The sequence below is a fragment of the Cohnella soli genome, from assembly GCF_042655525.1.
In the GTDB taxonomy this organism is placed as follows: domain Bacteria; phylum Bacillota; class Bacilli; order Paenibacillales; family Paenibacillaceae; genus Cohnella; species Cohnella soli.
In genome coordinates this window covers 215,646-240,610 of record NZ_JBHSMI010000002.1, presented here as the reverse complement: position 1 = coordinate 240,610, position 24,965 = coordinate 215,646, and the positions used below count along the sequence as shown (strand labels likewise).

Sequence of the window (24,965 nt, the reverse complement as noted above, 5' to 3'; positions counted from 1 at the left end):
CCCCGCGATAAGACTTATTCGTCGCCCTGCGGCCGGCTCACAAGGGTATCGTATTGCATGAGCAGCTCTCTGGACGGGCGAATACCTAGTTCCTTGTTCAGCAGCCTAACATAGTCGGTATATTGCGCGGTCAGCCCTTTTTTGTCCCCCATTCGCCAGCGGTACTCCATCAGCAAACTAACGACGGATTCGTCGAGAGGATCGCGTTCATGCAGCTTGAACAGCAGCTTCGACCCGGCGTCGAGCATCCGCAGCTCCAAGAGCGATTGGGCGAGACTTTTGACGAACTCCGCATAACATTTGGACAATCGCTCCGTTTCGTGAATAGCCCACACATACGCCTTGTTGCCAAACAAGTCGCCTGTGTACAACCTCTCCGTTTTCAGAAACTTGTCCGCTTCGGATGGCTGCAACCGTTCGGCTGCATCTAGCTCGCCAGCTTGCTCTTCGAAAACCTGATAGTCGACGACAGCATGCGGAAGCTCAAGCGCATAGCCGTCATTCTCGGAGCGAACCGCCTCTCTCAACCCAAGCGGCTCCAGCGACTTGCGTAATTGGTAGATGGCCGTGTTCAAATATTTCTCGGCGTTGCTCTGCGTCATCCCTCCGAAAATCGCCGCGACAAGCCGGGCGCGCGAGATGCGATCGCCTCGGTGCATAAGCAAGTAGGCAAATAACTCCGCGCTTTTGCCCGAAATCCACTTGACGCGCCCCGCCTCTGTGCGGATCGAAAAATCGCCAAGCGTCGTAATGCGCACCGTATCCTCCGGACGGAGCACCGCTGTATCCGTTGCCTCTCCCGAGCCGGACGAGCGAACTGCCGACCTTCCGGCCAATGCGCGGTGGACGGTGCGCTCCAGTCGTTCTTGCGTCACCGGCTTGACCAAATAATCGAGCGCGGACAATTCGAAAGCTTCCAATGCAAAATGCTTATGCGAAGTGACGAACACCACTTGCATTTTGCTGCCCGCTCGCTCCAGCCCGGAAGCGAACGACATGCCGTCTTTCCCTGGCATGGAAATATCCACGAACGCGAGTTCGATATCTTCTCGCTCGCTCAGAAACGCATCCGCCGAAGCCGCGTCGGAGAACGTACCTGCAACTTGCAAGGCGGGGAATTTCGCCAGCATTTTGCGCATAATCAGATGCATGACGGGATCGTCGTCAACTAAAATCGTCTTCATGAGCGCTCACCGCCGTTTCCTCGCCCGCCATCGTTCCGTTTTCGTCGCCGATCGCCCGGGGCAATGTTAAATAAAATGTTGTTCCCTCGCCGGGAACGCTATCGAACTGCAGATGACCGCCGTGAATGCGCAGAAACTCACGCGTTAGCATTAGGCCAAACCGTGCTTCCCCGGCTTCATGTCCGCTCCCCTGCTCCACGAAGAACAACTCCTCCTGCCGCAGCAGCCGGGATGTCGTCTCGTCCATGCCGGAGCCGTCGTCCCGGACGAACACCCGGACGAAGTCATCTTCCGGCGTTGCGCCGACTTCGATGTTGCCGCCGATCCCTGTAAATTTAATGGCGTTGGACAACAGATTGCGGAAAATCAGATCAAGCATCTCTTTGTCGGCATTCACGGTTAAGTTCCCATCTATTCGCTCGAGCAGCCGGATGCTTTTCCGATTGGCGCGCGCCCCCGCAAGCGCGAGCGCCTGGCGAACGACCTGCCGCAAATTCCACGCCATCGGACGGAACGCGACTTCGCCGCGCTGGCTCCGATACCAGTCCAGCAAGTTGTCGACGAGTTGGAATGTGCCGCGCACTTGCCCTCTAATCTCGCGAAAGACTTCGGCATTCGGAATGTCCTCATTCTCATTCTCTTCCTCGCCCGCCGCCGTCTCTTCTTCGAGCAATTCGGTCAAACTGACGAGATGCGCGATCGGATCGCGAATGTCATGGGCGACAACGGTAAACAGCTTGTCCTTAAAGGCATTAAGCTCCATCAGCTGACGCGCGTTCTCGCGCAGCCTTGCTTCGTTCTCTACTAGCTCGGTTACGTCGCTGAGCAGCAGCAGCTTGCCGATTGGCGCTTTACCCGTATCGTAAATGCCGGCAAGGCTGCAAGCGTAATGCTTGAATATTCGGCCGTCGGAGCGGCGGAAGGCGAAACGCTCTTCGCTCGGGCCTGCGGCAAGAATAGGTTCGAGCAATTCCGGATAGGCAGCCAGCGCCTCTTCGACCGGCACGGGCAGACTCCTTTGATCACGAAGCTCAGGCAATATGGCTTGAGCTGCAAGATTGCGGCTGACGATCTGGTTCTCGTAGTCGAGCAGCACGACGCCATCGCGGATCGTCTCGAACACTTGGGCTTGGGCGAGCGGAGTCAGCCTCAACAAGTTAAAGCGGAAGATCGCCCATGCGTACAAGACGCCTGAAGCGGCGAATCCAAGCGGTGTCATGTCAATCTTGAACCCGGACCACATCACCAGGTTAAACAGCATTGGGAACGCTGCGCCTACGATCAGCAACAACACTTGCTTGCGCACAACCGGATTCGCCCGCCAGTACATCGGTACGAACACAATGAAGCAGCAGACGAGCAGCGCATAATTGTAAACGGTATGGATTTGATACCATGGGCCTTTAACGGTCGTATAGAGCGGGAACTCCCCTTGCGCATTCGGCACGAAACGCTCGTAGATCAAATGATGCCACTCGTTCGTCAGATGAAGCGCGAAAATGATCGATGGCACGATGAACAAAAGCAGCGCATACTTCGGCTGCGCACGGGACGCCACGCCCGTAAATTGGAGAATAAGCAGCAGCCACAGCGCCACAAGGAATGGGATGCCTAGGTATTGCACATTCAGCGCGAGTTTAACCTGAAACAAATTGCGGCTCAGAAGCTCGAACGCATAACCCGCGGAATAGAAAGTCGCGGCCAGCATCGTCAGCGTCATCGTACGCGCGATCGCAAGCCATCGCTTACGGTAAGAAAGCGCCGCAACGAACAATGTCACGGACGCCGCCAGCAGCAGCATCATCACCATCATCATTTTGAGCACCCTGCCCGCCTCCTCTCTCGTTGCCGCCATTTACGTCGCTCGCCGCCATATGCCGCCTAAAGCTTCCCGTCGGCAGGAAGATAAACGACAAATTGGCTCCCTTTGCCACGTTCGCTTGCCGCCGTTATCGTTCCTCCGTGCTGCTCGACAATTTCCTTGGCGATGGCAAGACCAAGACCGCTTCCCGTGGACGGATCGGACTGCGCTCCCCGGTTCGCCCTTTCGAAAATGCGGTCGAGGTTCTCCGCATCGATCCCCTCGCCCTCGTCTTCCACGCTAATTCGAACGCCGTCCGCGTCAATCGTCGCCGCAAGTTTGACTCGCTTATTCGCCGGAGAATATTTGCAAGCATTGTGTACGAGATTAGATAACACCCGCCTTATGCCGTGCTGATCGATCGTGATAATCTTATCGTCCTCGCCGCGAATTTCAGTCTCGCACCGCAGCCCTGCGATTTCAATAAACTCCTCAAGCAGGACGAATTCCTTCCCGATCCATTGCTTCATATGGACCTCTTCGGTCGAATCGTAGGGCGAAACCTCGTCCCGCTCTTCCAGGCTCAGCTTAAAAAAATCGTCGATAAACCGAGTGATGTAGCGTACTTTCTCATATAGATTTTCCAGATGTTTGTTCTGCTCTCCCGGATGCACCTGGATGCCGAGCATCATCGCTTTGATCCCGCCCTGCACGACGGTCAGAGGCGACCGCACGTCGTGCGAGATGTTCTGCAGCAGCTCGTTGCGCCTTCTCTGGGCTTGCACGAGCTTCTCGGTTCGCTCCTTGACTGTCATCTCCAGCTCTTCGTTCCACCGCTCCAACGTTCGCACAAGCTTCGCCTGGTTGGCAATCATTTGCTGCTGCGCGTTATGCTTATCTCTCTCGATTTGCCTTGTTTGATAGGACAGCGCGGCCGAGAATACGATAAACTCCGCAATGGAGCCAAGCTGATAGCCGTAATGAGTCAAAATGTTGTAATCGGCCAAGCTGAACGTGTACATGATGGACGGTGCGGCAAGGCCGATGACCGCGATCATGCCAAGCATAATATATCTGGCCGCGATATTGCCTCGGAACACGCTGACGCTAATCGAAGTAATCAGAAATAAACAAACGACAAACTCATACCAGATCGCGATCGTCGACAGCCACGACCAATGAAAGAGCAGAGCCAATACGAGGAGCGGCGAAGCCCATTGAATCATTTTGGCCACATCATGCATCGGAGGAGCGAACACGCGCAGTTGCAGCACTTTTTCCAGAAAAAACACCACAAACCACAAACAAAGAATAAAGAAAAAAAGAAAGATGCCTTCATAGGTATCGAAAGTGCGCAGGAGCAGCCGGATCAGCCCGTTCTGTTCCCCGAGCATCTCTTGCGGCAATCCGTTCCAGAACAACTGAGACAAAGCGAAGAGAACGATATACACAGAGTAATAGAGGTAAGCGATGTTTCTCATGAAGATGAACATCGAGAAAATATACGCCGCCATAAGCAGAACGAAGCCGTAATACAGGCCAAACAGGATATACTCGGTTCTCAGCTTGACGGAGTATGCCGGAGAACGCATCAATTCGAGCGGGAGGATCATCGACCCTTCTGTCGTCGCTCGAAGATAAAGCGTAACGGAGCGATCGGTTGGGAGGGTAAGCTCGTAAGCCCAATAGTGATCCTTCAGCTTTGCAGGCCGATGCCCGTCCACATACAGCTCTACCGTATCTACGACAGGGTTCGACAGGCGCAGCACCCAGCGATCCGACGAAGTCCCGTTCGTTATCGTCGCCCGGACCCAGTAGGCTTTTCCTTCAAGCCCGAAAGCGGAACGCCCATCTGCGGGTGCAAACTCCATCTCCGCTTCCGGCGCCCGGACCTGATCGTAGGTCAGCGTTCCTTCCGGGTCGGAGAACACTTGCATGCCCGCGTTTAAAGTAACCTTATCTAGCTCCTCGGTTAAATGAATCTCCGAACCGGACACAACGTCCCCGCCGGCTTCGCGTTCATTCGGCATAAAAATGAACCAGACGAGCGCCACGCCAGCAATAAACAGAATAATCGAGAGAAAAAATAGTCGATTGTGCTCCGCCAAGGTTTTTTTCATAAAACAACCTCTCTGAACGTCCGTATCTCTTGCCCTACGGCTTCCTTCTACTATAGTACCACCGCTATGTAAAAAATGTTAATATACCGATAGAGTCATTCCTTTCACGCTAACGCCATGCACGAAGGAGGCTTCAAGGTGAATCCTGAAGTCATATTCGTTATCGACGACGACCCGGATATCCAGCGTCTGATGACCGCTTTTCTATCCCACGAGGGATACGTTGTCCGGAATGCGCCAAGCGCCGTCCAAGCGCTTGAGCTGCTCGCGATCGAGGAACCGGATCTCATCATTATGGATATCCAGATGCCCGACATGGACGGTATTACGCTCTGCGACAATATTAGAAAACAATATGAGCGACCGATTCTGTTCGTATCCGGTTCGCAGAGTCCGGAACATAAAGCGTTGTCCCTGAAATCCGGCGGCGACGATTTCATTAGCAAGCCTTTCGACCCTGAAGAGCTTGTATTGCGGGTGAAAGCGAATTTGCGCTGGAGTCATCTGCTCGACCGAGAGCCCGCAAGCGAGACTAAAGGGACGAAGCTGGAATTTCCCGGGCTAAGCATCGACCTGGAACGACTGACGGTTACGGTGAATCGTGAGCCTGTGTTTCTTCTCGCCAAGGAATTCCAACTGCTCCTCGCGCTCGCCAAGAAGCCGAATCAAGTGTTCCACCCCCAGCAGCTTTACCGTCAAGTATGGGAGGATGACGCCAACTACTCCAAAGATACCGTGAAAACTCATATTTCCAATTTGCGCAAAAAAATAGAGCCGATCCCGGCTCTTCCCCGATACATCATTACGTCCGGGCGATTAGGTTACAAGTTCAACCCGTACGGCACCGTCGAGGTAGCAGCTACTTCCGAATAATAAGCGTGTACACTCCCAGTTGCTTGAGATGATCCAGCATCTCTCTTGTCAGCGTCACGCCGGAAAGCATGGCAATGCTCCCGGTAGCGGTAATGACATCGTCGGCAAGCACATCGCCGGGATTGGCACCGTGAATCGATATCGTTTTCTCCATATTCAGCTCATCTCCAGCTTGTAATAAAGCGGCATCCGCGAGGAATGCCGCTTTTTTCTGCCGTTTGACTTCTCATTGCGTAAAGTAGTCCATCATCGCTTTTCTTAAAGCGGCTCTCGTGACGGTCTGGAATACCGTTAGATTATCGGCCAAACCAAGCGAGGCGAGCGGCGCGACAGAGTTCATGATATTCAGAACCTGGAAGCCAAGCTCGTTATGGTACACGTCCCATAACGTACCCCATACATCGCCAGGGCTGTATCCCGCCTGTACCAGTTGAATGCAAGCCGGTATCCAACCCCAGCCGAGCTTCTTCATGACACGGGCAGCGTCATTGGAGCCGAGCCCCGCTTCGCGCATAATCGCAAACGGTATACCTTCGGAGAGATCCGTCAGCATCGCGCTGATCGCGCTGTCCAAATCCGCTTGGATGAAGCTCACGCCGATATTCGAGACCGATTTAAGCGCCTCGTACACCTGCATATCCGTAAAATATCTGCGATCGTCGTAGGACTGCATCAAGGATTGTCCAAGCTGCACAAGCGTCAGCGTCGAATTTCTCGCGACCGCTTGGGCGATCGTCGCCAAAGTCCATGGACCTTGCGGGCCGAACCACAAGCTTATGGCGTAGTCATAGGGATTGCAATTTACTTGCTTCAGCGCTTTGACCAGATCGTCGATATTCGTATAACCGTTATTGTACAAGTATTGGACCATCATGGCCGGGCGCGGGTCCGCACCATACACGACCGTGACGACCGTCTCCATCGGATAATTCATGGCACGCAAATTTTTCACAAGCTTATTGGGGTCGCTCAACACCCGTCCGATATCGGCGAGCGGATAGCCAACCTCGATCAGATAGCGAAGCGTGTCGCGCAGACTGTATTGCCATATCCCGCTCAGTAAATAATTGGCGTTGCTCACACTCAAGCCAAGGTTGCGGAACTGCATGATCGCCGTCGCATCCCCATTGCTTATACTATAACGGATGGCATCGAACAGATCCGTGAAACCCGCTTGCTTCATCGCAACGAGAATATCTCCTTGCGACTTGTTCGGAAAAGTCCCCTTAAGAGCGGGATAGACGGCAAATCCCTTGTACGCCCACCGCAGCAGTTCCGCCGCCACGCTTTGCATATCATTGTTGCCGAATAGCTGTACCAGAACACGCGCCATCGCATCGGCCGCTTCACCGTGAAAGTTAACGTAGTTAAATGCAAATAGGATGCTCTCTTTCGAATACCCGGCCTGATTTAACAGTCGTGCGGCCGCGACGCTATCGAGATTACGGTAGGTTTGCTGTATGACTGCCAGCACGTCATAAGCTTTGTATTGATGTGCAGCCATCCAACCGACATACAGCGCAGCAGGATCGAGCCCGTAATAAGCGCCGATTTTGCCAACAATTCCATCCTCACTCAGTCCGAACAGCCGATTAGCCATCATGACTTCGAGCACAGCGGAAGTGTCCAGCCCGTATACGCGTTCGAGCACGCCTATCGTTTCTTCGAACGATTTGCCGAGCGACTTCATGACGCTTATCGCATATTTCGCAGTGCGAACATCAGATGCCTTAAGCGTAGCTTCAAACCGGTTCGTCACTTCGGGATACACGACGGCCATGACGTTATCCATCGTCGACAGTGCGCCTTCTTTATAAATGTAACCGTCGCAGTACGCCTGGAATATCGCCACCAACACGTTATCCCGCGAATATCCGGTAGCCTTGAGTCCTTGTGCCATTGCAACGGAATCCGTACTCTTGAACTGATCTTTAAGCGCCACCGCCGCCTGAGTTGCCGAGTAGTTGCCCCGGAACAATGACTGGGCCATCACGGCGAACGGATCGACATTAAATACATCAGTCACCGTTGCCGTGACGTCTGCAGATGAATAACCAAGCTGCGGAGCGCTCAGCCATGCCGTAACTGACGGTACGGCTTGTTCCGCGTTTCCGGCGTACAGATTGCGAAGAGCCGTTGCTATCTCATTCAAATTGTAGCCGAGGGTGTGTAGCGCTAGTGCCATATCGTTCATTGAAGTCCATTTGTATAACAAGAAATTGGCCACTTCCGTCGAGCTGTATCCTGCGGACTTGAAAACGGCTCCGTTCAAATTCAGCCCGTCGCCGATCTGATTCATGGTGAATCCGCCGGACGCAAAATCAGCGATAAGCGTCATCGAGTCGGTATGGTTGTATGTTTGCTGCAAAATATTCTTTATCGTCACGAACTCGTACATGGCCGGAACGGACGAACCTTTTAATGCACGAATGGCTTCTTCTGATGATAGACCGTATACTTCCTTGAGCACCTGCCCAAGGAACGGAACGTCGGTCGCTCCCACGAACATCCGGGTCCGGCCCATGAAGTTGAGCATGTCGGCTGCCCCGTAACCGGCCGCTTCCGCGATCGCTCGGGCCGTTTCGACTTTGCTGAAAACGAGCTGTAAATCCACAGCGGCTGTATCGTAGTTCGCATAGCCCGCTCCGACCCAGAACTTGGCGATGTCCGTCGCGGAATACCCCGGGATCGGCTCGCTTGTCGTCGTATTCAAGCCGCTTGCCGCGAGAAGTCTGATCAGATTCGGGCTGTTTGAGGACGAATAAACTTTAAGCGACAAAGACTTCAACACATTGCTCATACTGAGCAATGGATAGCCCGCATTGCGCAGCTCGAGTACAATGTTGGTCGCTTGCGCCTGCGTAAGCGTGTTCGAGGGCGCAAGCCACTGCACAATATCGCCCGCATTAAACCCGGCTCGGACAAGGCCGGCAACAACGGTCACCTGACCTGGCCCCATCGTCGTGACCGTTGTCGCGCCGAACTGGGTTAGCAGAGCCGCAATTTCCGCAAGGCTGCCGCCATATCTCTTCCGCACCGCGTTCGCCGATTCAGCCGCATCGTAGCGATAGGTAGCCGAAGAAGCAGGGTCCGTCTGCATCAATTGCGCCATCAGATCCGCCTTCGTGCGGATATCCGGGTTCGTCGCCATAAGCGCGCCGGCCGTCTCCAGAGCCGAGTAACCGCCAAATTTCAGACTGGAAACGACGGTATCCGTCCGGTGGTCGAGGGAATACAAGAAGTTATACGCTTCCTGCACCGTGAACGAACCTCTTAATGCGGCTAATGCGTCGGCCTGAGTAGGTGCATAGGCGAGGCCGAACCAAATGTCGCCGATCGCGAATCCAGCGGCACTCATCACTTTTACCGTATCCGACGGCGACACGCCATAATTTTTCAGGAACATCTTCCCAACGTCCGCCCCGGCGTAACCGGCATCCTTGAGCAGATTGGCGGCGCGATCCGGTGTCGTTGCGTAAATATCTTTAAGCACCGGGCCGACGCAGCTTGGGTTGTTGTTGCTGTTCGGATTGGTGTTGTCAGCACAGCCTGCACTGATACCGGCAGCCTTCAGCGCCGAGACGGCTTGCCAATCGTCGTTACCGTACACTTCCTTCAGCACGCGTCCGACATCGTTGCCGAAGCCGTTGTAATTACGCATGGCAAACAATTTGATCGCCCGTTCATTACTCGTACCATAATAAGTACGAAGCGACTCCGCCAGCTTCACATTCGGGAAAAACCAACTGTTGGCCACAACCTGTTCGTCGGTATAACCCGTCTGTTGCAATGCCCTTACCCAGTCGTCGGATTGACCGTCGAGGTAACTGAAGTTTTTGCCCAAATTCTGCACGTTAAGGATGCCCGCTTCTTTCATTCCAACCAACAGATGATAGACGCTAATGCCTTGCGGCAATAGCAGACCAGGCATATTCTCGTTGGTAATGCGATAGACGGTGTTCAACGCTTTAATAAGCGCATTCGTGTTGTAGCCGCCCTCGATTAATGCTTTCGCCGCGATTCCTGCATTTACGCTCGCGTTATCTTTCAAATCCGTCGCCGTCTGCTCGGCGGTCATCCCCAGCATCCGGTCGTAAGCCGCTCTTCCGGACGGCGTGCTGCCGTCAGTGAAATCCTTCCAGGTTAAGGCGGGGAGCGCCTTATTGTCAGTGGAGCGGATCGAGCCCGGGGTGTAGGTCAGTTCCAGCGCACTCGGATGCACCGATGCAGCGAGCGCCAGTTCGATTCGTGTCGTCGATTCCGACAGCGTCGCACCTGTAATCGCAACCGTCGAACCGGAGTCCTTAAGCGAAAAACCCGCAGGCGATACGGGCAAGCTGGCCAGTGGTTTGCTGAACAGCAGCGTCACTTTCGTCAAGTCCGGGCTGACCATCGCGCCGGTAATCGCCGGCACGTCCGGAATCGAGACCGTTTGGCTGCCGCCGAACGAATAGCCCGGCTTCGCAAGCGATAGCGTATAAGTGGCGCCGCCGGTCAGGAAGCCTTGCGCTCTGTAATTCGCGCCCCCATCCGTGCTGCTGATCTTCGATACAAGCGCAGGCATCCCGTCGGCATTCACCATGATAAGATTAGCTGAGGTCAAATTCGGGACTGCCGGCGCCAGCTTCAGATCGAATCCGGCGGCCGTCGGATTGTCGACCGTTACTGCAACGCTCGTAACCGACGGAGCGCCGCCCGCCCCTGCTCCCGTTCCTTGCGTCACCGTTCCTCCGACATTAGCCGAGATACCGTCAGCGATAACTGTCTGAGCCGGCTTCTGGACAATCGTAACGCCCGGCGCCGTGACCGAAGCGGTCGCGATTTTCCCGTCTCCTTTAATCGTCGAGGACGCGCCTGCGTTTACGGTCCCTACCTGCACGTTTTTCTGCAAAGTGATATCCGCCCCTGCGGCTTGTTCCGTCAGAGTCAAATTGTCGACTTTGCCGTTCGTCACGGTCAATTGCGCCGCAGCGACGAGCACGACATTGGGAAAGTCTCCATCTAGCGTCACTTCGCCGGTCGTCGACACTTTCACTGTGCCGTAGCTAGCCCCGCTTCCGCTGGCCACTTGCAACGTCGCGCCGGATCCAACCGTCACTTGATCGACCGCCGTCGAACCTTCGATCACGACTCTGACCTGTCCGTCGACCTTCGTAATGAACACCCGGGTCAACGTTGAATTCAGTACGTGCACGCTGTTTTTGCCGCCGCCTTTGACCGTCGTCGTCCCTTCGACGACGACGTGGTCAAGCGTAACGTCACCTTCGCCGATCCCTTCGCCGAGAAGAAGATCGCCTTTGATCGTGACATTCCTCAGCACGACATTCGGCACATTGATCGCGACATTACCTGTAATCGTCTCCGTCCCGGTCGCCGGCCCATACGTTCCCGCCTTATCAATGGAAGACGGTGCCGTCTTGCTTCCCGACGACTCTCCTCTGACGCGCTGCAACAGAACAACAGCTTCGGCGCGCGTGAGCGGCTTGGCTGCTTTGAACAGATTGCCGTCATACCCTTTCATGATCCCGGCTTTCACAACCGCGCTAATAGCGCCGCGACTCCATGAAGCCATATCTTTCGCATCGGCGAACTTGCCGGCCTCGACCTGGCTGCTTGTGTTTAGCTTAAGCAATCTGGCGAGCACAACGGCCGCTTCTCCCCGCGTAACGGGAGACTCCGGATGGAATAACCCTTTCCCGTCTCCTTGCATATATCCCGCTTCTTGCGCCCGCGCGACGTCCGCGGCGTACCACTTCGCGGACGGAACGTCCGCGAAAGATCCTGCTGCCGCTTTCGTGTATTTGAACGCCCGGTTAATCATCGCCGCCAATTCGGCGCGAACGACTTTGCCTTCTGGATGAAAGTTGCCATCCGGAAAGCCACTGGCCAACCCTTCCTGCAGCCACATCTGAATCGTCGCTTCCGCCCAATGGCCGGAAATATCCGTATTGACGGGCGACTCGCTCGGAGATTTGGCCGGAGCCGAGGCCGTTGCCGAAGCCGAGGCCGTTGCTGCAATAAAGTTTGCCAAGTCCGACGCACTCGCCGTGGCCGAATAACCGGAATATTGCGGCAGAAGCTGCACGAGCATTGCAACAACCAGCAACATCGCGACAAATCCCCGTGTTCGTCCTTTCATGTTCCTCTTCATTATTTTCCGCCTCTCGCTCTCTCAAATTCCGGTCGATTTCTGCATGAATCGACACCGTTCTCTTGAGCATACAAGCGGTCGGTAAAATTGCGGTAAAATGATATTTTTTATTTGGGTGGATATAAGCAAAAACGCCTTCGGCGTCCATCGATGAACAAACGGAGAATGTGCCGCGAATAAGGGCGATCGATTGACACCTGTACGGGTACATTTGAGTGAAAATTCGTACACAATCGGAGAATCGGTAGTTGGGCGTGCGTATTTGGGTGAAAATTCATACACAATCGGGGGGATCGGCTACTAGGTGGCGCATTTGGGTGAAAATTCGTACACAATCGGACGAGTCGTCAACTGGACTGGCGTATGTGTATGAAAATTCATACACAATCGGGTGAATCGGCAACTGGACGGGCGTACGTGACGAGAAACAGTTACGCCGTAGTAGTCAACAGCGACAAGATTGTTGTTCATCGTGCCGTCGTAGTTAAAAAAACGCCAATTCCGCTGCCGCATCCTTAGCTAGCAACGAAATTGACGTTTCTGTACGATTCAACTCTTTTGCAGAGAGGGCCTTAATATTGTCCTTTAATGACAAAATACGATCCTCGGATCGTTCCGGCCAATTTGGACTTCTGCCTGGCAAACTTAAACTTCTCTAGCTCCTTCGGTATCTCCATACCCTCAGAAAGCTTAAAACCAACTGCCCGCTTCTTAGGATCGTCAACCGTGTACATGACATTAAGGCTAAGACCGTCTTCATAGAAGACATAGGTGAATTGAATATTTTCCACCTGAAAACGCGATGTTTCCAACGGTTTGGCCGCAAATTCGATATTGCGTTCCTCTTTCAAAATGCGGTTCACATAATCAAGATTCTCCTGACTTTCGCTTGCCGGAATAACCGTAAATTCATGCTTGTATTTGTTCATAAAGTAGCGAGCTTCATTCGCGCGTAATCCAGCGAGCGCTTCTGCCACAGGCGAAGACTCTAAACCGATTGTAGACACCTTATTAAAGTCAACGATATACGACATTAAAACTCCTCCTCTTACTTTTAATATTCGACCAACATTCGACATGAATGCGCCGAATCCCTTCCTATCGAATCAAAGTGTGCCTACTTCATACACGACTAGTCTTCCCGTGAAAGCCCTAACTCTAACGCCGCTGCTTCCATGATTAGAGGACAAAAATAATAACCAACTTCTTTCCCCCACATGTCCCTCATAATGCTAACAAGTTGCTCAAAAGACTACTGCGTGCGGTAAACGCGGCGGCGGGACGGCTGTAGTTGCTCAAAAGACAACTGCTTGCGGGAAACGCGGCGGTGGGACGGCTGTAGTTGCTCAAAAGACAACTGCGTGCGGATCCCGCCCCAACGACAAAAGCGCGAGAAGCGAAGGGAAAAATGCCCCCTACGTTTCTCGCGCTGTTAAATACACAGCCGACAATCTGCCCGACAATCACACCTTACAATTCTGCCGTCATACCGCCGTCGGCAACCAGTGTCGATCCCGTCATGAACGAATTGTCCGGGCTCGCGGCGAACATGACGACGGCAGCAATTTCTTCCGGCTGCCCGACGCGGCCGATCGGCTGCGATTGATCCCACTGCTTCATAATTTCTTCCCGAGGCGTATCGAGGTTTTTCACGCTGCTTTCCAACATCGGCGTCCGCACGGCGCCCGGCAGCACAGTGTTGGCTCGAATATTCTGCTTCGCGTAATCAAGCGCAATCGCCCGTGTGAGACCAACGATACCTGCTTTGGATGCCGCATACGCCGAATAACCATCAAGCGTAGCGAGCGCATGAACGGAGCTTACATTAACGATGACTCCTCCACCTTGTTGCAGCATGGTCGGTATTACACCTCTGCAGAACAGGAAAATGGAAGTCAGATTATTCGTGATCACGCCATTCCACTCTTGCAGGCTCATATCCGTCAACCTGATCTGCGGGCATACGGCAGCATTGTTCACCATGACGTCGATTCGTCCGAATAGCTCCAGCGTTTGTCGGATCACACCCGTAACGTCGAGTTCGGAAGAGACGTCAGCGGCCATGGCCACCGCAAGGAGCCCTTCGCCCGTTAGCTGCGACGCAACAGCCTCGACTTTGCTGAGCGTACGGCCTACGACGACGACTTGAGCGCCGGATTCGGCAAATCGCCGAGCAACCGCCTGGCCGATGCCGCCTCCGCCTCCCGTCACGATCACTACTTTACCAGCCCAGTTCATTGCGCACCTCGATATTGTCAGACATGATCTGCCACAAATTTGTTTCTAAGCGTTCCGATACCCTCAATCGTGGCTTCGGCCACGTCTCCCGGCTTCAGCCATACTTGAGGTTTCTTGCCCATTCCAACTCCCGGCGGCGTACCCGTACTGATCACATCCCCAGGCTGCAGCGTAATGGTGTTGGAGAGGAAAGAAATCAGATGCGGTATGTCGAAAATCAATTCTTTCGTGTTGGAATTTTGCATCGTCTCGCCGTTCAGCTTCAAAGAGATGGCAAGATTACCCGGGTTGGCGATCTCGTCGGCGGTAACGATCCACGGCCCAACAGGAGCAAAGCCGTCAATCGCCTTCCCGCGCGTCCATTGCGGCTCGTTTAACTGAATATCGCGGGCGCTCACGTCGTTTAACACCGTATAGCCGAAGACATGATCCATCGCTGCCTCTCTCGACACTCTTTTCGCGGTTTTGCCGATGATGACGGCCAGTTCGACCTCGTAGTCGCATTGGGTCACTTCCGCTGGGATCACAATCTCATCCTCGTGGCTGGCAAGGCTATTGTTATACTTAGGGAAAAGAACCGGCACCTTAGGCACTTGCGCGTTCGATTCGATCACGTGATCGTAATAGTTCAGCCCGATACAAATGATCTTCTCAGGGTTTGTAATCGCTGGCAGTAGTTTGACTTCGTCCAAGCGATACGAGACACTGCCCTCTATTAACGATTCGATGTTAGGCTGCCCAATGACGTCCTTCGCAGTATCGACCTTATTTAGGACGTTTACCGTCGAATCGCCTTCCAACAAGCCTACTTGAAGTTTACGCTCTTGATCTTGCAAATGATAGAACTGCAGCAACTTCATGATTCTGCCTCCTGGTTGTCTGGACTTAAGAAGAATTTCGCGATTTTACCGGGTCCTGTAATCAGCTTCTCGAAGCACGCGCCGCCTTCGCTTAAGCGCGCCGTCTCCGTCCACGGAAGCAGATGAGTTCTCCCTTGCGCGATCCAGCGCAACGCCGTCTCGAAGTCATCCTGCGAATAAGCAAAAGCGCCTTTCACGGTCACTTCGCTCCGGATCATATCATTAATTGGAAGGTTACTGTCCGCCTCGTGCAGTCCCGTGAAGACGACTCGTCCCCCTGCCCGGACCCCGGCAACGCTTTGTTGCCGGGTTATTCCCGCACCAACCGCATCGATGGCGGCGTCGAAACCGCCGGTCACATCCATGCCTTCCAGCGATGTGACCGCAATCCCCCCAAGCTCCCGGGCAATCTCGAGTCTCGCTTCATTCAAATCCACGATGACCGCATCCCGAACACCGTACACTTGAGCCGCTTGCAGAGCGAACAGTCCGATCGGCCCCGCGCCATAGATGAGTAACCGGTCCGTCGGCTCAAGCTCGAGCAGTCTGCATACATGAACGGCACAGGCAAACGGTTCCGCCAATGCGCCTTCCTCAAACGTCACCGTATCGTCTAATTGATATACATTACGGGCCGGCACAGCCACAAACTGCGCGAAAGCCCCAGGCTTGTGCGCACCTAACAAGTTTCTGGATCCGCAAAGCTGGGATTGTCCGTTGCGGCAATAGCGGCAAGTGCCGCAAGTAATCAGCGGATTGGCAGTCACGCGATCGCCGGCGCTAACCCCTTCTACCTGATCTCCCGCCTGCGCGATAACGCCGGAAAATTCATGCCCCATAATCAGGGGCGGTTTACGCAAAGAGTTGTGGCCCAAATAACCGCTGAGCTCCGAACCGCAAATGCCGACGCGCTCTACGCGGATCAGCACTTCATCCGGCTTGATCGACGGAACCGGAACTTCCCGGATGTTCATGCTGCGCGGTCCTTCATACACTAATGCCTGCATACCCACAAGCTTTCCTCCTCTATTCCACCCGTTCCCTTTTTTCCCATCCTTGCTTAAACAACGGCAACCAGTGTCCGGGATGGTACGGATACTTCGACGCTTCCTCCAGATTCAGTTCTACCCCAAGGCCCGGCCGTTCCGGCGGCTGCAAGTAACCGTTCTCCACTTTGAAAGGAGGCGTGAAGATGTCTTGCGCCCATGAATGGTTAAAGTCGTCGAATATCTCGTGCAGGAAGAAATTCGGAGTCGCCATATTCAGATGAGAGCAAACGATCGAACAAATCGGACCTTGCGCGCTGTGAGGAGCAGTCACCCCGTTATGAGCGTGAACCATGCCGCAAATCTGCTTGGAGGCGCTCAGTCCGAGGAACTGTGGCTCCAATTGGACAATATGAACGGCGTCATGCATGAGAAGCTCCGCGAACTGTTCTCGAGTGTAGTAATCTTCGCCGCAAGCGATCGGCACCGGGCTGCGCTTTGCAACTTCGATAACCGATGAGACGCGGTGAGGAGGGACCGGCGCTTCGAACCAGGTCGGACTATACGGGGCCATAGCATCGGCGAATTGCAATGCAGTGTGTACGCTGAAGCGATTGTGACCTTCGATCAAAATGTCGACATCGGGCCCGACCGCTTCGCGAACAGCGGCAATATTGCGAATGGCGCTTGCAAAATCAGCTCTGTCTATCGTGCGCCAAGCCGCACCGAACGGATCGAATTTCAGTGCCGTATACCCTTTGTCCACAACTTCCTTCGCCTGATTGTAGAAGCTTTCTTCGTTTGCGTCCCCGCGATACCAGCCGTTCGCATAACACCGAAGTTTGTCATGGCATTTGCCTCCGAGCAGTCTGTACAGCGGCTGTCCTGTCGCTTTGCCCATAATGTCCCAGCATGCCGTCTCGATAGCCGCGAGTGCCGAACCTTGCACCTGCCCCCCGTCTGAGTACACGTCGCGAATGATTTTGAGCGAGATCATCTCTACATTAAACGGGTCCACGCCGAGAACCAAATGTTTCAGTTCGTGAATGGCGGCCTCAACCGTCTTCGTTAATCCGTTTAACGTTCCTTCCCCAATCCCCGTCAAACCTTCATCGGTTTCCACCTGGACGAACAGCCAATTTTTCCACGGGTTGCCTACAATATAGGTTTTCACATCTGTAATCTTCATGCCACGTAACCTCCATACCAAGGATGAATTAAACGTAGCACGATAAAATTAGATGCTCAAGATGTCACACTTGTATACATCAGAGCATAATTCGCTCCACAAACTTGATATGCCGTTTCACAAGCTCGATTGTCGCTTGCGGGTCTGCGCCTGCCAATGCATCGCGGATTTGCTTATGCTCGTCCAGGCTGCCCCATAAGCGTTGCTTGTTTTTGTAGAACGTTGTTCGGACAGCCATAAGGAACTTGTCCTGAATTCGGGACATCGCTTCTGCATACTCCTCGTTGGCCATTCCCGAGATGATCGTCTCATGGAACTGACGGTCTAGCTCCACGTAGCTGACGATATCTTCCGCCTGCACCGCTTCCGATTGCCGCGCCAGGTTTGTGTCCATTTTGTCGAAGAAAGCTCGATCCATCTTGCCTGTCAGGGCATTGGCCGCGAAAGTCTCCAAAGCGAGACGCAGTTCATAGATATCCATAATTCTCTTCAACGTTATTTCCTGGACGACAAAGCCCTGGTTCGGCATGAGTTTCACGAGCCCCATCATCTCTAGCCGGTCCAACGCTGAACGTATCGGTGTCTTGCTCATCTGGAGCAGTTCGCTGAGCATTTTCTCGGATAAGAACGTTCCGCCCTCCCACTCTCCATTAACGATTTTCCTCTTGATGTTCTGAAAAGCAGTGTCCCGCAACGTGATTCCTGCTGTCGACATGGTCGTAGTCTTCCTTTCCCTGATCGCATGATCTATGATGATCATACCCGAATACGAGAACGGAAAGGAAGAATGGAATGAGCAGTCCTTCCTTACGCCAATTGGCGTACGCACAAATACATGAGTGGATAGTCAACGGCGACTTCCCAAAAGGAACGGCGACTTCGGAAGTCGAGCTAAGCCGGAGGCTCGAGATGAGCCGTACCCCGATTAGAGCCGCATTGCAGCAACTCGAGCTTGAAGGTTATGTTCGGATCGCATCCAAACATGGCATTATCATCCTGGACTCTTCTTCCCAGCGCGTCGGCGATCTGCTCGAAATCGTGATCTCGATGACGTTGTTCTCCGTCTGCGCATCTAGATATTCCAGACTGGAGGAACTGCGCTCCTTTGCTTCCGCCAAAAACGAAGTTTTTCGCTCGTTGACCACCTCGGCGCACGATGATCTGCAGCCATTAATCGATTTCGAATTCGAGCTGCTTCGCGACATGATCTCGTTATGCCATAACGACGAAATGGCGCGAACTTTCCACTCTGCGAGTAGCAGACTCTTCTGGAGCCGTAATCGCAGAAGATGGCAGGCTCCGTTCACTTCCGAAACGATAAAAAACATCGGCGGCATCATCGACACGCTTGCCGATGATACTGCCGATGCGTTCCGCGAAGCTATATTCGCCTATTTGCATACGCTTAAGCGGACCTGGCTTTGATCCCTATTCGTCATGCTCGGTCACACTTCGGGCCGAGTACAAATAAGCAACATATTACCTTCAGGATCGAAGACGTGACAGCCTCGCATTCCGTCCGGAAACGATATGTGCCTCACCGCCGCTCATGAAGCCAACTCATCTGTCTTGTTGTACGATTTTTCATACAACACCTATTTCCAAGCCGCCTCTCCCCGACGATTTGTATGAATCCTCATACAAAACTCGCCATTCGTCGCTCAATCTCAGTCGTTTTGTACGATAGATCATACAAAAAGCCAAAAGACGAAGTTGCTCGAACATCATTTGTACGATAAATCGCACAAAAGTGCCGCCAGCTAGCAATAAGATGATCTGACCACAAAACCGAAACGAAGCCTTTTAGGATCATCAAACTTTGTTTTTATAAAAAGACTCGAATTCAGTAATAGAGTTGAAACGGTTCAATGATACACCTTCTGCCTTAAGGTGATTCTCTAACTTCTCTATAAGCTGCAGAACGGCTAATCTCAACGGTTCGAAATCCGTTGGATCCAACAGAGCAACAAGATCAGGATACCCAAAACGAACATAAAACTCTCGATGCTCACCCAAGTCGACAGTACTAGGCCAGCGTCCTTTTTCTGCCGAGTACAAAATTCGAGATAGCCCGTCTTGTAGACCAATGGCAACGAAGAATGCTGTCTCGTAATGGCCCTTTTCACATGCGGTTAAAAGTTTGTTCATCATCCCTCTTTCCTCTTCGTAGTATCCCTTCATACGATCTTTATAGGAGCGATTCTCTTCTTGGCCGTTTTGCCTCTCCGCTATAAGGCAAAGTGTATCCGCAATCAGTTGCTCACACGCTGACATTATTTCATCCGGTGTAGAACTGAACATAATGGTATCCAAGTATTGATCCAGTTGGTCTGGTTTTACCGGGAGATTTTTAACTTGCTCACGATAGTGGCCCCAACTACGCTTATAGTAAATTTGGTTCAAGAAACCAAGAGACATAAAAATGCTTCCCGCAATATTTTGAGCCTGGGTTCGACTATAAGATAGGTTCCTGGAGTTTTCGGCAATCCGCATTTTAGCCATGCTGATCAGGCATTCCTTTAACACAGATTCTGCTTTGCTAAGCATAACAGGTGCGCTGGATTCGCTCTCAATGTTGGATATCGTCTCGCGAAGCTTCATGAATCTCGCAAGATCCTCTTTCGAGCGGACGTACAATAGCTCACAGTCTGCTATAATCGTTGTATTCCACTCCTCTGATGCTGCCATCCTTTCAGCACGATCCCATCCGATTGGCCAAAAATCAAAACTTATCCCGTCGATAATAAACTGGCACTCTACTTGTCTACCTCTATCCGTGGCCGGGATGAAGAAAAAATCCAAATCCGATCGTTCAGTCGCTCGGCCCTGCAAATACGATCCGTAATATCCGATAATGGCAACATCTTGAGAGAAGTGAGTTTTAATATGTTTGACAATAACATCAGCTACAGCAAAAACATCAACGATAAGATCTCCTCCTTGTTGTATGTCAAAGGAACGGATTTCGTCCCACTTTATACACGGAACTCACACGCTAAAACTGCTCAATCGAAGAAGAATTCACAGCCTCCAAAAAGAATGCCGGTGCCGCAGTTATTTTCATCGCATGAAAAGCCTGGATGGGCATCATTGTTTGCAGGATCGGGAGACATTCCTCTAAATCATTTGTTCTAGTGCCGATAACCGGATCGCTTAGCAATTCAAAACCAAAGTCGCTATACAGTTTAATTGCACGATAACTCGATGGATGCGTATGTAGATATACCGGAAACTCAGACAAAGGCAAACCTTGCATGACATAAGCAAGCAATGCTCTGCCAATCCCCAATCCCTCGAACTGTTTCAACACCTTAAACCAATGAATGGTCGTGATCTTCTCGTAAGCTTTCCAAGCGAAGCAGGTAGCAACAGGGCGATCCTGCGAATCAACAACAAACAGACATTTATCAAAAAACGCTTTCTTCTTATCTGAATAAACATTGTGAAAGTAGGCTGACATAAATTCACGATACTTTTCAGCGTCCCGCGGATCATCAAACGGAAAGTCCATCCAAGTTTCAAGCTCATTTTCGCGGCATTTTCGAATTTGAAACCCCGTTGGGAGACTTCGAACTGCAGTAGGATTCAAGGCGGTACACATCATAAACAAGTTTTTATTCGGTATTCCATCCGACAAAGAACCCACCTCACTACTCTGCACAAGGTTGGTCTTCATTTCATAGATTTTTTGGAGCGTATGGACACGCTTCGTCTTCTCATCATCGTCCTCTGTGTGAAGATACCCTTCCACAAGCCTGTAACCGAATGCGATAAGGATCATCTCATAGACGCAATGATCAACGATAGAAGATACATCCGCATACTCCGAAAAACCTTTGTAATACGCGGGGACACATCGCTGGTAGTATTCGACCATGTGATCGGTATCCGCCTCATCCGCAATCAGGCTTGCGAGATCCTCGCCCAGGTAGCCCCATCCGGATGTATCCCAGTCGATGAGCGCGATTTTCCCGTCGGCAAAGATCAGGTTGGTCACCCAGAAGTCCCGGTGGCATAGCACGAGGGGCAACTTTTCGATGCGGGCAAATATTTCGTCTGCGTGCTCATCGATGTCGATGAGCATTTGCCGAACGTGCTGCGGGAATTCGCAGTCCTCCGAGCGTATATAGTCGTAGACGACCGGCCAGGACCGGTAATGCAAATACGTATTCTTCATGAGATCCGCATGGCTCAGGTTGGTCAGGCTCCGCAGCACGGCAGGCTGCTCCGCATACAGCTTGCCTTGATAGCGTCCTAACTCCAGCGCGGCCTGTTCATACATATCGCCGGTCAAGTTTAAGCCGGTTATGCCGTCGATATATTCCAGCCACAGCTGGAATTCATTTTCTTCGGCATTGATCTCGGCGAGATAACATGTCGGCCAGCGGAAGGCATCCGAGAATGTTGCTCCCAAGTCAGACGCATAGAGATCATATTCCCGGCGCCATGAACCCGGATCGCCATAGCGCTCCCATTTCTTTTGGATTTTCAGCACGATACGGTATGGCAATATTTCGCCATCCACGGATTCGGCGATCCCCGTTACCAGGTTCACATTTGCCACTGTTCCGCCCTGCAACGGCAGGGTTTGGTAGTCGACCAAGATAATATCCTTCTTGAACTGTCGGCTCAAGGCATAGGTTAGCGTTTCGAGTTTAATCCTTATTTCTTCCAACCTCCGTTTTCTACCCTACATAAACCCCAGCTTGCGGGACTGTTCATCCGTCATCCATTCGCGGCTGCGTCCTTTTGCATAGTCCGATTTCATTCCGGCAATCAATTGCTCGAGGTCGGTTTCGTTCTCGTAGTGCATTTGCAGCGCAGCTGAAGCGTACAATTCGCTAAGCTGGGCAAGCGTGAACCCTTCCGTTGCACGGGCGGCTCGGGCGATTGCCTCCTCATCCGCCACGCGGGTCATTCCGATATGCGTCAAATACGCACCTCGCAGCGACTCATCCGGACATTTCACCTCGTATGCTCGATCGAAACGACCGGCACGGTTCATGAGGGCGGGATCGATTTTCTCTGGATAGTTCGTCGTGCCGATCAGATATATTCCCTCTTTCGAAGTCGCACCGTCCAGCGTATTCAGGAAATATGAGCGGCAGGAAGCCGGCATCGAGTCAATGTCCTCAATGACAAGCACCATCGGCGCCATCTGAGCGGCTGTCTCGAAGACTTCCCTAATCGAACCGCTGCTCGTATGCTCGGTAATTTGCCAATAGGCGACCGGGGCGCTCATTGTCGAAGAGATCGATTTGACGAGCGTCGTTTTGCCGATGCCCGGTTTGCCGTATAACAGAATGCCTCTCTTGTAAGGAAGCTTGTACGTTTGGAAAAAGGCACGGTCTTTGGAGAAAAACTCATCAATCGAGCGGTAAATTTGCGTTTTCAGCGTATCCTCCATAAACACTTCGTCACGGCTTACGGAGTATGAGACGGGTTCGCGGGTTTGCTCCAAACCGTCGCTAGCGTCGGTGAATATCGTGATTTTCGGATCTGAAAGCTGGCGCTGCCTCATCTCTTCCAGGAAATGCACTAACCCAACGTCCGATTGGCAGAAAATCAGATCCTCATACCCGAGTCCGTGATGCGTTACCCTTGGAATTCTGGCAAGCGCGACCGAGTGCTGCGGATAAACAAACAAATTGTTGCGTACGGCTGGTCTGATCGCGTAACCCGCGCGCTTCGGATCTGCGTCCGACGAATACTCGAATATGCTCGTCTCTACCAGATCAAACAAACTTGCCGCATGCTCGACGCCGGCATATCCATTGCGCAAATCTTCACCAAGTCCGTTCCATACTTCGTTACCATCGTCTTGATAATACAGGCGAAAGCCATCACCGAATTTTTCTTTTAGAAAATTGAGAATAGCTTGCACGACCGCAATGTAATTAAAATAGTTATCCTCGTTACATGAATCTCTTGCCTCATCTGATCTTACGATAAATGGCGGCTCTTTAGCCTTAAGTTGTATCGTCATCTTTGTGTTACACCCCTTTTACCGCCGCCAGCGGCCGGCATTTGGCTACAACGGAAGCCAGCCGAGCCTGAACGACGCTGTCTATGATTTGATCTACGTCTTTGTAAGCTTGCGGCGACTCGTCAACGAGCGATTCAAGCGCCCGGTGGTTGAGCACGATTTCGTCTTCTTGCCCGATGCGCATGGAAGAAGCGAACTCGTCTACCGTCACAAGCTGTTTGGTCGCATTGCGCGAACGAATCCGGCCAGCTCCATGACAGATCGAATGGTAGTTCCGCGCACCTTCGGGTGCGCCGACCATCAAGTAAGAGGCCGTCCCCATCGAGCCGGGAATGAGCGCCGGATGCCCTGTGTCGAGATACGGTGCCGGATTGCCGGCATGCCCGGCCGGCAGCGCACGCGTCGTTCCTTTGCGGTGAATGAGCAGCGGCTCTTCGCTGTGCGCTTCCTCGCAGGCGTAATTGTGCATGAGATCGTAAAGCGTGCTCATCTCCGCCTGCGAACCGAGCGTTTCCTTGAATGCGTCACGCACGGCAAAAGCCATCAGGTGCCGGTTGGCAACAGCGTAGTTAAGCGCCGAATACATCAGATTCGTATACGCCCGTCCCGCTTCGCTGTCGAGCGGCGCATAGGCGAGCTTGGGATCGGCGGTGCCAAGCCCCATCTTGCTCATGGTTTTGGCGACTTGCGAGCTGCAATGCTGGTTAACTGAGCCGCCCCATGAACGGGAGCCGGAATGAATCATGACAACGACTTGCCCGTCGCGCAGCCCCCACTGTTCGGCAATACCTCGATTTTCCTCGTTCACGCTCAAAGCTTGAATCTCGATAAAATGATTGCCGTTGCCAAGCGTACCCAATTGGCGATGAGACCTGTGCCACATCGGCTCCGGGATACGATCGAGTTCGTCCTCGTCGAACCGGAATCGGCTGCACTCGACGTGCGTAAGCGAAGTCGCTTTGCGCGGCGTGTACGAATCCGGCACATATTTGCCCGGCAGGCCGTGCAACCCTTTGCGCAGTACATTTTCCAAACGAATATCGGAAAAGTACCCCCGCGCGTGATTTTCTACAGGAATCCGTTTCTCAATCGCCTTGACCAGCTTGCGACGCAGCTTCACATCCTGCAAGTCCTCCGCCTGCAAATTCGTCAGATGCATACGCATACCGCACCCGATATCGCTGCCGACGATGGATGGGGACACGAAGCCGTCAGCCATCCCCCACACCGCCGTCGTGCCGATGCACGTGCCAACCCCGACATGCGCGTCTGGCGTGTAGCTCATATACCGGATATTCGGAATTTGCAAATTGTTGTTCGCCATCTCGAGCACTTTGGCCCCCATGGCATGAAATAAATCGTCGTGTGCGAATACGTGTAAATCCCCCGCGGGAAGATCGATTCGCCGATAATAATTAGCGTTGTTATTCATATAGGTCGTTAAATTCCTCTCTGATTTGAAAAATGAAAATGCAAAAAGACCGCAAGCCCACTTCGCTCACGGTCTTCTCGCAATGTGAAATTTAGAAGGACTTCCCGCTTGTTCCCCCTCGTTTCGCTGAAAGCGGAGGCGGGAT

Annotated in this window: 17 protein-coding genes and 1 pseudogene; 2 read left to right on the top strand and 16 right to left on the bottom strand. The window is 52.7% G+C overall.

Features of this window, described 5'->3' with window-relative positions; all coding sequences use genetic code 11:
- Nucleotides 1–14 precede the first annotated feature (14 nt).
- The 3 genes from ACFPOF_RS01440 to ACFPOF_RS01430 are packed head-to-tail and all read right to left on the bottom strand — an operon-like array spanning nt 15 to nt 5,105.
- Nucleotides 15–1,184 carry a response regulator gene (locus ACFPOF_RS01440; RefSeq protein ID WP_378128885.1) on the bottom strand — a complete coding sequence of 390 codons (1,170 nt, stop codon included), beginning with the start codon at nt 1,182–1,184 and terminating at the stop codon, nt 15–17.
- The gene (locus ACFPOF_RS01435; RefSeq protein WP_378128883.1) at nt 1,165–3,039 is read right to left on the bottom strand and encodes a sensor histidine kinase; all 1,875 of its coding nucleotides are present in this window, start codon (nt 3,037–3,039) and stop codon (nt 1,165–1,167) included. Before ACFPOF_RS01435 ends, ACFPOF_RS01440 begins: the two co-directional genes overlap by 20 nt.
- Before the next feature lie 26 nt (nt 3,040–3,065).
- The gene (locus ACFPOF_RS01430; RefSeq protein WP_378128881.1) at nt 3,066–5,105 is read right to left on the bottom strand and encodes a sensor histidine kinase; all 2,040 of its coding nucleotides are present in this window, start codon (nt 5,103–5,105) and stop codon (nt 3,066–3,068) included.
- A gap of 138 nt (nt 5,106–5,243) precedes the next feature.
- Here ACFPOF_RS01430 and ACFPOF_RS01425 point away from each other — a divergent pair, with 138 nt between their 5' ends.
- Nucleotides 5,244–5,978 carry a response regulator transcription factor gene (locus ACFPOF_RS01425; protein ID WP_378128879.1) on the top strand — a complete coding sequence of 245 codons (735 nt, stop codon included), beginning with the start codon at nt 5,244–5,246 and terminating at the stop codon, nt 5,976–5,978.
- On the opposite strand, the gene ACFPOF_RS01420 is transcribed toward ACFPOF_RS01425, so the two are convergent.
- The 8 genes from ACFPOF_RS01420 to ACFPOF_RS01385 form a co-directional block, all read right to left on the bottom strand.
- On the bottom strand, nt 5,965–6,132 hold the full coding sequence (locus ACFPOF_RS01420; RefSeq protein ID WP_378128877.1) for a hypothetical protein: 168 nt from the start codon (nt 6,130–6,132) through the stop codon (nt 5,965–5,967). The two genes, ACFPOF_RS01425 and ACFPOF_RS01420, sit on opposite strands and share 14 nt — an antisense overlap.
- A 72-nt stretch (nt 6,133–6,204) precedes the next feature.
- The gene (locus ACFPOF_RS01415) at nt 6,205–12,129 is read right to left on the bottom strand and encodes an S-layer homology domain-containing protein (RefSeq protein ID WP_378128875.1); all 5,925 of its coding nucleotides are present in this window, start codon (nt 12,127–12,129) and stop codon (nt 6,205–6,207) included.
- Nucleotides 12,130–12,701: 572 nt separating this feature from the next.
- Nucleotides 12,702–13,163, bottom strand: coding sequence for a phage tail protein (locus tag ACFPOF_RS01410; protein ID WP_378128873.1), 462 nt, complete (start codon nt 13,161–13,163; stop codon nt 12,702–12,704).
- A 436-nt stretch (nt 13,164–13,599) separates the two neighbouring features.
- Nucleotides 13,600–14,367, bottom strand: a complete 768-nt coding sequence (locus ACFPOF_RS01405) for an SDR family NAD(P)-dependent oxidoreductase (RefSeq protein WP_378128871.1) — start codon at nt 14,365–14,367, stop codon at nt 13,600–13,602.
- 17 nt (nt 14,368–14,384) lie between these two features.
- Entirely contained in the window at nt 14,385–15,227 is an 843-nt protein-coding gene (locus tag ACFPOF_RS01400; RefSeq protein WP_378128869.1) for a fumarylacetoacetate hydrolase family protein, read from the bottom strand.
- Nucleotides 15,224–16,234, bottom strand: coding sequence for a galactitol-1-phosphate 5-dehydrogenase (locus ACFPOF_RS01395; protein ID WP_378129036.1), 1,011 nt, complete (start codon nt 16,232–16,234; stop codon nt 15,224–15,226). Before ACFPOF_RS01395 ends, ACFPOF_RS01400 begins: the two co-directional genes overlap by 4 nt.
- A 19-nt stretch (nt 16,235–16,253) precedes the next feature.
- Entirely contained in the window at nt 16,254–17,402 is a 1,149-nt protein-coding gene (locus ACFPOF_RS01390) for a mandelate racemase/muconate lactonizing enzyme family protein (RefSeq protein ID WP_378128867.1), read from the bottom strand.
- Between the two features lie 79 nt (nt 17,403–17,481).
- Nucleotides 17,482–18,117, bottom strand: a complete 636-nt coding sequence (locus ACFPOF_RS01385) for a GntR family transcriptional regulator (RefSeq protein ID WP_378128865.1) — start codon at nt 18,115–18,117, stop codon at nt 17,482–17,484.
- A 77-nt stretch (nt 18,118–18,194) separates the two neighbouring features.
- Between ACFPOF_RS01385 and ACFPOF_RS01380 the strand changes: the two genes are divergently transcribed.
- A complete protein-coding gene (locus ACFPOF_RS01380) occupies nt 18,195–18,827 on the top strand; it encodes a GntR family transcriptional regulator (protein WP_378128863.1) in 633 nt (210 codons plus the stop codon).
- Nucleotides 18,828–19,214: 387 nt separating this feature from the next.
- On the opposite strand, the gene ACFPOF_RS01375 is transcribed toward ACFPOF_RS01380, so the two are convergent.
- From ACFPOF_RS01375 to ACFPOF_RS01355, 5 genes and pseudogenes are all read right to left on the bottom strand, one after another.
- Complete coding sequence (locus ACFPOF_RS01375) at nt 19,215–20,003, bottom strand: kanamycin nucleotidyltransferase C-terminal domain-containing protein (protein WP_378128861.1); 789 nt, start codon at nt 20,001–20,003, stop codon at nt 19,215–19,217.
- Between the two features lie 394 nt (nt 20,004–20,397).
- Nucleotides 20,398–20,862 (bottom strand): GNAT family N-acetyltransferase, encoded by a 465-nt coding sequence (locus ACFPOF_RS01370; RefSeq protein WP_378129034.1) that lies wholly within the window; start codon nt 20,860–20,862, stop codon nt 20,398–20,400.
- 198 nt (nt 20,863–21,060) lie between these two features.
- Nucleotides 21,061–22,068, bottom strand: a pseudogene (locus ACFPOF_RS01365) (aminoglycoside phosphotransferase family protein); the annotation flags it as partial.
- A 24-nt stretch (nt 22,069–22,092) separates the two neighbouring features.
- Entirely contained in the window at nt 22,093–23,388 is a 1,296-nt protein-coding gene (locus ACFPOF_RS01360; protein WP_378128859.1) for an ATP-binding protein, read from the bottom strand.
- Between the two features lie 7 nt (nt 23,389–23,395).
- A complete protein-coding gene (locus ACFPOF_RS01355; RefSeq protein WP_378128857.1) occupies nt 23,396–24,820 on the bottom strand; it encodes an RtcB family protein in 1,425 nt (474 codons plus the stop codon).
- Nucleotides 24,821–24,965: the final 145 nt, after the last annotated feature.